Source organism: Candidatus Beckwithbacteria bacterium (assembly GCA_026397255.1).
GTDB lineage: Bacteria > Patescibacteriota > Microgenomatia > UBA1400 > CG1-02-47-37 > JAPLVF01.
In genome coordinates this window covers 66,474-74,507 of the sequence record JAPLVF010000011.1, presented here as the reverse complement: position 1 = coordinate 74,507, position 8,034 = coordinate 66,474, and the positions used below count along the sequence as shown (strand labels likewise).

The 8,034-nt window shown below is 43.7% G+C and carries 7 protein-coding genes; all 7 read right to left on the bottom strand.

What is annotated here, in order from left to right; translation table 11 throughout:
* A partial coding sequence (locus tag NTZ93_02375) for a hypothetical protein (GenBank protein MCX6816682.1) occupies positions 1–408 on the bottom strand: 408 nt, incomplete at its 3' end.
* 15 nt (positions 409–423) lie between these two features.
* Positions 424–942: a cob(I)yrinic acid a,c-diamide adenosyltransferase gene (locus NTZ93_02370; GenBank protein MCX6816681.1), complete on the bottom strand. Its 519-nt coding sequence runs from the start codon at positions 940–942 to the stop codon at positions 424–426.
* Complete coding sequence (locus NTZ93_02365; GenBank protein MCX6816680.1) at positions 932–1,540, bottom strand: Maf family protein; 609 nt, start codon at positions 1,538–1,540, stop codon at positions 932–934. Before NTZ93_02365 ends, NTZ93_02370 begins: the two co-directional genes overlap by 11 nt.
* Before the next feature lie 104 nt (positions 1,541–1,644).
* Positions 1,645–3,867: an adenosylcobalamin-dependent ribonucleoside-diphosphate reductase gene (locus tag NTZ93_02360; GenBank protein MCX6816679.1), complete on the bottom strand. Its 2,223-nt coding sequence runs from the start codon at positions 3,865–3,867 to the stop codon at positions 1,645–1,647.
* The gene (locus tag NTZ93_02355; protein MCX6816678.1) at positions 3,864–5,618 is read right to left on the bottom strand and encodes an adenosylcobalamin-dependent ribonucleoside-diphosphate reductase; all 1,755 of its coding nucleotides are present in this window, start codon (positions 5,616–5,618) and stop codon (positions 3,864–3,866) included. Before NTZ93_02355 ends, NTZ93_02360 begins: the two co-directional genes overlap by 4 nt.
* Positions 5,603–7,471 (bottom strand): adenosylcobalamin-dependent ribonucleoside-diphosphate reductase, encoded by a 1,869-nt coding sequence (locus NTZ93_02350; protein ID MCX6816677.1) that lies wholly within the window; start codon positions 7,469–7,471, stop codon positions 5,603–5,605. Before NTZ93_02350 ends, NTZ93_02355 begins: the two co-directional genes overlap by 16 nt.
* Complete coding sequence (gene nrdR, locus NTZ93_02345; protein MCX6816676.1) at positions 7,468–7,914, bottom strand: transcriptional regulator NrdR; 447 nt, start codon at positions 7,912–7,914, stop codon at positions 7,468–7,470. The genes NTZ93_02350 and nrdR overlap by 4 nt, the downstream gene beginning before the upstream one ends.
* Positions 7,915–8,034: the final 120 nt, after the last annotated feature.

The window sequence follows — 8,034 nt, the reverse complement described above, 5'->3', positions numbered from 1 at the left end:
GGCCACTTTTACCCCGAACATCTTAATCATTCTAATACACCATTCGGCCAACCACCTAACGCTGTCAATAATTTTATGACGTAAGCCTTTTTCTACTTCGTCTTTCGTCATCGGCAATACCACCTTAAAACCAGGTTTTTGTTGCTGACTGTCATCCAAAACAGTTTGGCCAGTTGTTTGATCCGTAACCGGTTGCTGTAGTTTTGTATCTTCTTTTTCCAATTTCTCCAGCCAGCCTTCCACTTCCGGCTCCAAATCTACGTTTCTGGTATATTCGGTAATTGGATTTTTATCCTGCCTCGTCCCGTCGGAGCTTTCAGCGAAGGAGGATTTTTCCTTCCCTTGAGAAACACTTATTCCCGAGAATTTTTGTGGTGTTTTTTGATAATCATCAGCTGGGGCAGTCATGTTTTAATAATACCACTAATAATCCAAACCCTTAACTGCCTTTATACCTTTATCAAACGGGTGCTTGATTTTCTTCATCTCCGTCACCAAATCCGCGCCTGCGAGGAGTCTCCTCGCAGCCCCCCTGCCTGTCAAAATCAAATGTGTTTTTCCCCGCTTAGAAATTAGGTTAATTAGAGCACTTAGGTTAATCAATTTATCATGGACGGCATTATTCACTTCATCCAAAATCAACACGTCAACTTTCCCCAAAAATTTCTTTGCTTGCGCTAGCCCCGCGAGCGCCGCTTCGCGGTGCTTTTGCGGGGAAGCATGATCTGTCGGTAATTTGTAAAATCCCTTTCCCAACCAATACATCTTTAAATTTTTTAGTTTTAATTTTTTTTCACTAATCGGCCACCGCTCTTCCTTATACCAACTCACCCAGCCGACTTTTTTCCCGGCGCAAACCGCCCGCACTGCCACCCCCAGCGCCACGCTTGTCTTTCCTTTGCCGTTTCCAGTAAATACGTAAACTAAACCCTTAGTATTCATAGCCTGTCTCTATTTTACACTTCTTTCTCCAATCACTTTTTACTTTTACCCCAAACTCATTTAATAAATTTTCCAAATGATCCAATGGTAGTCCGATAATTGTGGTAATCCCCCCTTTAAAACTGGCCACTAAACTGCCATAGCCCGCTAGTTCAAACTGAATCGCGTACGCCCCACCTTTATCCAAAACTTGAAATTTTTTAATATATTTTTCAATAATTTCGTCAGAGTATTTTTTCATCTTCACCTGGCTAACTGCTACGCTCATCAAAGTTTTATCTTTATTGCTTACGCAAATTCCACACCAAACTCGATGTGTTTTCCCGCTCAAATCTTTCAAAAATTCTCTGGCTTGTTTTTTATTTTTTGGTTTACCCATAATTTTATTTCCCAAGCTCACCACGAGATCTGAAGCGATCACCAAATTACCAGACACAGACAATGCTTTTACTATCGCCAACTGCCCCACTAACTCTTCCGGATCTTTAACGGAAAAAATTTTCTCATCAACCCGATGACTCATAGCCTTAAACTCCAAACCCATTAACGCCAGCAACTGCTTTCTTCTTGGAGAATCTGATGCCAAAATGATTTGCATAAAAATTATTGGTGCAGACAAATACGAGATTTTCGCGCGCAATCATGTGCGCCCATCGGGCAACGCGTGAGCACGAAAAGATTGTATTGTCGAACCAAAACATTTTACACCGAACATTTTGAAAACCCGCATTTTCTACACTTCGAACACCCCTCGGCCATTTCCATCACACTCCCGCATTCCGGACAAACATCTTTCAAAGGTTTAATTCTCACCTTGCTTTGGATAATCAATTTTCTCTTTGATGTTTGTAAATTGGATTTTGAAAATTGGTCATTTGTTAGTATCTGCACATCTTTGCTGCCTGACCGGTAAATCGTAATCCCTTTACAACCTAGTTCCCAAGCTAATAAATAAGCCTTTTCTACATCATCAATGCCGGCGTTTTGGGGAAAATTAATCGTTTTGGAAACCGCATTTTCCGTGTATTTTTGAAACGCTGCCTGCATCCGAACGTGCCACTCCGGACTAATATCATAAGCCGTAATAAAGATTTTTTTAATTGAGTCTGGTAAATACTCAATTTCCTGACAATTACCTGATTTAGCAACCCTTTGATATGCCTCATTTTTCTGTTCTTCGTTTAATTTAGTTGCCTCCACCGCCTTTTTGAAATATGGATTAACATAACTTAACCCATTGTCGTCAATGACATTTTTGGTGTAACTTAAGGCAAACACAGGTTCAATCCCTGAAGAACAATCAGCTACCATGGAAATCGTTCCTGTCGGCGCAATTGTGGTCACTGCCAAGTTTCGCCGTTTAATCCCCTGCTTTTCATACTCGCTCCCTTTCCAGTTTTTAAACACTCCTTTTTCCTTCCCTAGTTTTTGCGATTCATCCACCGCCGTTTGGGTTACGAAATTCATCACTTCTTCTGCTAACTTTACCCCTGCTTGCGTGTTATAGCCAATCCCCAATTGATAAAGCGTGTCCGCCCAACCCATCACCCCTAAGCCAATCCGCCGGTTCGCTTGGGCCATTTTCGCTATTTGTTCCAAAGGGTAACGGCTGGCATCGACCCCGTCATCCAGAAAGCGTACGGCAATTCTCGTCACTTGTTCTAATCTCTCCCAGTTAATTTTACTTTTACTACCTTTGCTACTTTGATTACTTACAATAAATCTGGCCAGATTTATTGATCCCAGGTTACACACATCAAACGGGTGCAGCGGCTGTTCCCCGCAGGGATTAGTTGCCTGAAGCGGCCCCAAAGTTTTTAACACCGGATTGTCTTTATTAATCTTGTCCAAGAAAATCATCCCCGGATCACCGGTCTTCCAAGCCAAAGTCACAATTTGGTTAAACAATTGCCTGGCTTTAATTGTTTGTACCACTTCTCTATTTCTCGGGTTTCTTAAATGAAAATCTTTATCTGCCTTGACCGCTTTCATAAACCCGTCCGTCGCCCCAACCGAAATATTAAAATTACTAATCTCTCCTTCTTCTGTTTTACAGGTAATAAATTCCATAATGTCCGGGTGGTCAACATTCAAAATTCCCATATTCGCCCCCATCCGGTAACCGCCCTGCATTACCTGCCCGGTCGCCGCATCAAATACTTTCATGAAAGACACTGGCCCGGTAGCAAAGCCACCGGAACTTTTAACATAATCGCCTTTGGGCCGCAATTTGGAAAAATTAAAACCCGTTCCCCCACCCGCTTGCTGGACCAAGGCTAAATATTTAACACTGTCAAAAATCGCCTCCATGTTGTCTTCAATCGGCAGCACAAAACAATTCGCCAGCATCGCCGACTTTGTTCCCGCGCCCCTAAAATAACATCCTGCCGGCACAAACTCCATCTTTGAAATTACCTCATAAAATTTCTCTTCCCACTTGTCCGCCACAGCTTTAGCGTCGGCGGAGGCAACAAACTTCGCCACTCGCCTGAACAGCTGCCCTGGAGTCTCCGTTACCTTCCCGGACTCATCATGCCGTAAAAATCGGTTTTCCAAAACCTTTAGTTGATTCGTGCTTAAGCCCACATCGTCTTTCACTCCCAAAATTTCTTTAACTTTTCTGACTTTTTGGTGTTTTTCCCTGTAAAGAATATAGGCCTTGGCCACTTCGTAATGGCCGGCCGCCATTAACACTTGCTCTACCACGTCCTGTACCTGTTCCACTGTCGGAATCTCCCCGTTTATCCCTTTTTTCACAATCGTAATCACAATTTTAGTTAGTCTCTCCGCCTCATTTCTTCGTTTTATCTCCCCTTGTACTTCTCCAATCGCACTCAAAGCCTTCATAATAGCCAAAATAATCTTAGCCTCTTCAAATGCCACTATCCGCCCATCTCGTTTTTTAATTTTAGTTAAATCTGTCATAAACTACACTTACTAAAACCGCAGTTTCTACATGTCTGACAGCCTTCTTTAATTTCTAACTCTTCCCCGCATTCCGGACATCCGCCAGCTGGCGGAACGCTCTTATTCAACACCTGATCGTCCTTACTGCCGTCGCGGTAAACCGTAATCCCTTTACAGCCCAACTTCCAAGCCGTTAAATATGCTTTTTTTACTTCGTCCACGGTCGCGGTTTTGGGGAAATTAATTGTCTTGGAAACAGAATTATCAAAATACTTTTGCCAGGCCGCCTGCACTTTAACATGCCATTGCCAACCGATTTCGTGCGCTGTCACAAACACATTTTTGTCATATTTATTTTTATACTCCTGGTACGCCGGATCGACCATTGTCATTTCTTTAGTCGAACTGTTTTTCCGACTGTCTTCAAAAAAAGTCTTCCTGGTGGTGGTTAAAGCAAACACCGGCTCAACTCCGCTGGAACAATCGGCAAACATCGAAATTGTTCCCGTCGGGGCAATCATGGTCGTGGCGCAATTTCTTCTATTTTTTCCACTTCCGGCATAAATTGATACATCGTAATTGCCAAAATTACCCCTTTCTTTCCCTAATTGTTCCGTGGCTTTATCCGCTTCCTGTCGGATAAATTTAGCCACTTTCTCGGCCAACTTTACCGCCGCCTCACTGTTATAAGCAATACCTAATTTATACAGCAAATGGCTAAACCCCATTACCCCTAAACCGATTCTTCTGTTTCCATCCTTAACCATTCGTTCCACCGCCTCCAAAGGATAGTAATTTACTTCAATCATGTTATCCAAAAACCTCACTCCTAAATGCACGGTTTTTTTTAGTTCTGTCCAGTCTACCACCCCATTTTTGAGGTGTTCTGATAAATTAATCGAGCCCAAATTACAGCTTTCATAGGCTAGTAACGGAATTTCCCCACAAGGGTTGGTTGCTTCAATTTTCCCTAAAGTCGGCGTCGGATTATCCCTCTCCATCCTGTCTAAAAATGCCATTCCCGGATCGGCCGTCTGCCATGTCAGTTGACAGATTAACTCAAATAATTTATCTGCCCTGATTGTTTTTACTGCTTCTTTCGTCCGCGGGTTAATTAACCGCCACGGCTTTTTATTGAGAACCGCTTTCATAAACCCGTCCGTCGCCCCCACCGAGACGTTGAAATTTTTAATTGTCCCGTCTTCAATCTTCATTTTGATAAACTCTTCAATATCCGGATGGTCGGCATTCAAAATCGCAATATTGGCCCCCTGCCGTTTTGCTCCCTGTAAAATCTTGGATAAAGCCGCCGAAAACGCTTTAATAAAATCCACTGGCCCGGATGCCGCTCCCGGCACATTTTTTACCTTGTCGCCGTGCGGCCGTATTTTGCTAAAGTTAAATCCTGTTCCCCCGTTATTTTTATGGATCACCGCCGCCTCGCCCAAAGTTTTAAAAATTGAGTCAATTGAATCTTCAATCGGCAGTACAAAACAGGCCGCCAGCTGGCCGGTACCGCCCGGGTTGCCGGCCTCAAACATCGCCTTGCCTGAACACACAAATTTTTTCTCTACCATTCGCTCATAAAATGCTTCTGCAATTTTTCTATCTTCCTCAAATTTGGCCATATGCTGGGCCACCCGCCACAACATTTCTCCGGTCGTCTCAATCGGTCTACCCTTCCGATCAGTCATCAAATAACGCTTTCTGGTAATCTCTAACGCCATCGCTGATTGTTTCGGTTCGATTATTTTCATGACACTGTGCATCTTGAATAGCCGCAAGCTAAACAAGTCGCACAACCTTCTTTAAACGTTAACTCACCGCCGCATTCCGGGCACAATTCTTCCTCTCGGTGTCCATTCCCCACCCATTTCCGGTTATCATCAATAATCTGCTGAGTGGCACTCTTAGTTATTCCTACATTCAACACCTGCCGGCTTTTACTGCCATCACGGTAAACTGTAATCCCTTTACAGCCAGTCTCATAAGCCAAAATATAGGCTTCCCGCACATCATCCGGCGTCGCACTCGAAGACATGTTAATTGTTTTAGAAACCGCCGCGTCAATATATTTCTGCCAGGCCGCCTGCATCTTCACGTGCCAGGACCAATCAATCTCATGGCTGACCTTAAATAAATCTTTAAACTGCCCTGGTACACCCTTTAAGCCATCAATTCCGCCGGTCTCGCTGATTTGCCGCATTAATTTTGCCGAATAAAATTTCTTTTGCTTGGCTGCTTTCTCAAACAACTTATTCGTTTCCACCAACTCGGTATTATTCACATCTAAAATATTTTTCCGCACATATGACAAAGCAAACAACGGCTCGATCCCGCTGGAACAATCAGCAATAATCGAAATTGTTCCGGTCGGCGCCACCGTGTTGACCGTCGAATTGCGCATCCCGCTAAACCCTTGTTTTTCCCAGGCACTACCCTTAAATGCCGGAAAGGACCCTCTTTCTTTGGCTAAGAATTTGGACTCGCTCACTGCCGTGTCGTGAATAAACTTCGACAATCTCTCGGCCGTTTTCAATCCTTCATTGGAAGCATAAGCAATATTTAAAAGCGTCAAGGCGTCCGCAAACCCCATCACTCCCAAACCGATTTTCCTCGTCCGCCGGCTCATCAGCTCAATTTCTTCAATCGGATAAGTACAAACATCAATCACGTCATCTAAAAATCTCACCCCTAACCTGATTAATTTTTCTAATTTCTGCCAATTCACTTCGTGTCGGCCTTTGGCCGATTCTTTTAGGCATTTAGATAAATTAATCGAGCCCAAATTACAGCTTTCATAAGGCAGTAGTGGCTGCTCACCGCAAGGATTGGTTGTCTGAATCTCGCCCAAATGGTTCACCGGACTTTTCGCATTCATTCTGTCTAAGAAAACCATGCCCGGATCGGCCGTTTTCCAGGCTTGGAAAGTAATCATGTCTAAAATCCGTCTGGCCGAAATTTTCTTCACTACCTCTTCGGTTTTCGGCATCCTTAACTCATAATCTTTGTTGTTAACTGCCGCCTTCATGAAAGCATCGGTTGCCCCGACCGAAATATTAAAATTGGTAATCTCATCTTCCGTTCCTTTGGCAAAAACAAAGTCCATGATATCCGGATGTTGCACATTCATGACCGCCATGAGAGCCACCCGCCGGCTGGAACCTTCATTAATTACGTTGGCTACTTGGTTAAACAATTGTAAAAAGGAAATCGGCCCGGAAGTAATCCCGCCAGTTGACCTGACCTTTGACCCTCTTGGCCTCAAGTTTGACAAAGGAATCCCCACTCCGCCGCCGGTGCGGGCAATCGTCGCTGTGTGTTCCATGGTTTTAAAAATGCTTTCCAGACTATCTTGAAGCGGCAGCACAAAACAAGCCGACAGCTGGTTAAACTTCGTCCCCGCGTGCATCAATGTCGGCGAGTTCGGTAAAAACTCCAAATTAGCCATTGCTTGGAAAAATCTTTCCTCCCATTCTTTATCTTTTCCTGCAATCGCCTTAGCCACCCGCCTAAACATTTGTTCCGGAGTCTCTGTAATCCTTCCGTCTTTATCCCGTTTCAAATAATCTCGCTTGGTTAACACCGTTAAAGCGTTATCTGATAATTTTAATTTTTTCATTTAATTTCCTTAACTAAAGATGTAAAATCTTCAATATCGTCAAAATCCAGATACACACTGGCAAATCTGACATAGGCCACTTTGTCAATTTTTTTCAATTGTTTTAACACGGCATTACCAATCAGTCGGCTGGAAATCTCATTGCCTTTTTTCTTTAACATTTCTTTTTCCACATTGTCGATAATCTCTTCTAATAAATCTGTGCTCACTGATCGCTTTTCGCAGGCGCGGCTAATTCCCCGTCTGATTTTCTCCCGATCAAAATTCTCCCGGCTTCTGTCTTTTTTAATCACCACCAACTGCGGACCCTCTACTCTTTCGTAGGTAGTAAACCGTTTATGACAGGTTTCGCACTCGCGTCTCCGGCGGGTTACTTGATTATCCTCGCTATCCCGTGATTCCAGGACGGAAGACTGAGGCTGATTACAAAATGGGCATTTCATATTTGGCTCGCCTCCGGCGGCTGTGAAAAAAAGAACACTACCGACAGTGTCAAAATAAACAGTATCCCCCCAGCCATAGTACCGTCAACTACCAATATCTGCGTCAGACTATATCAGCCT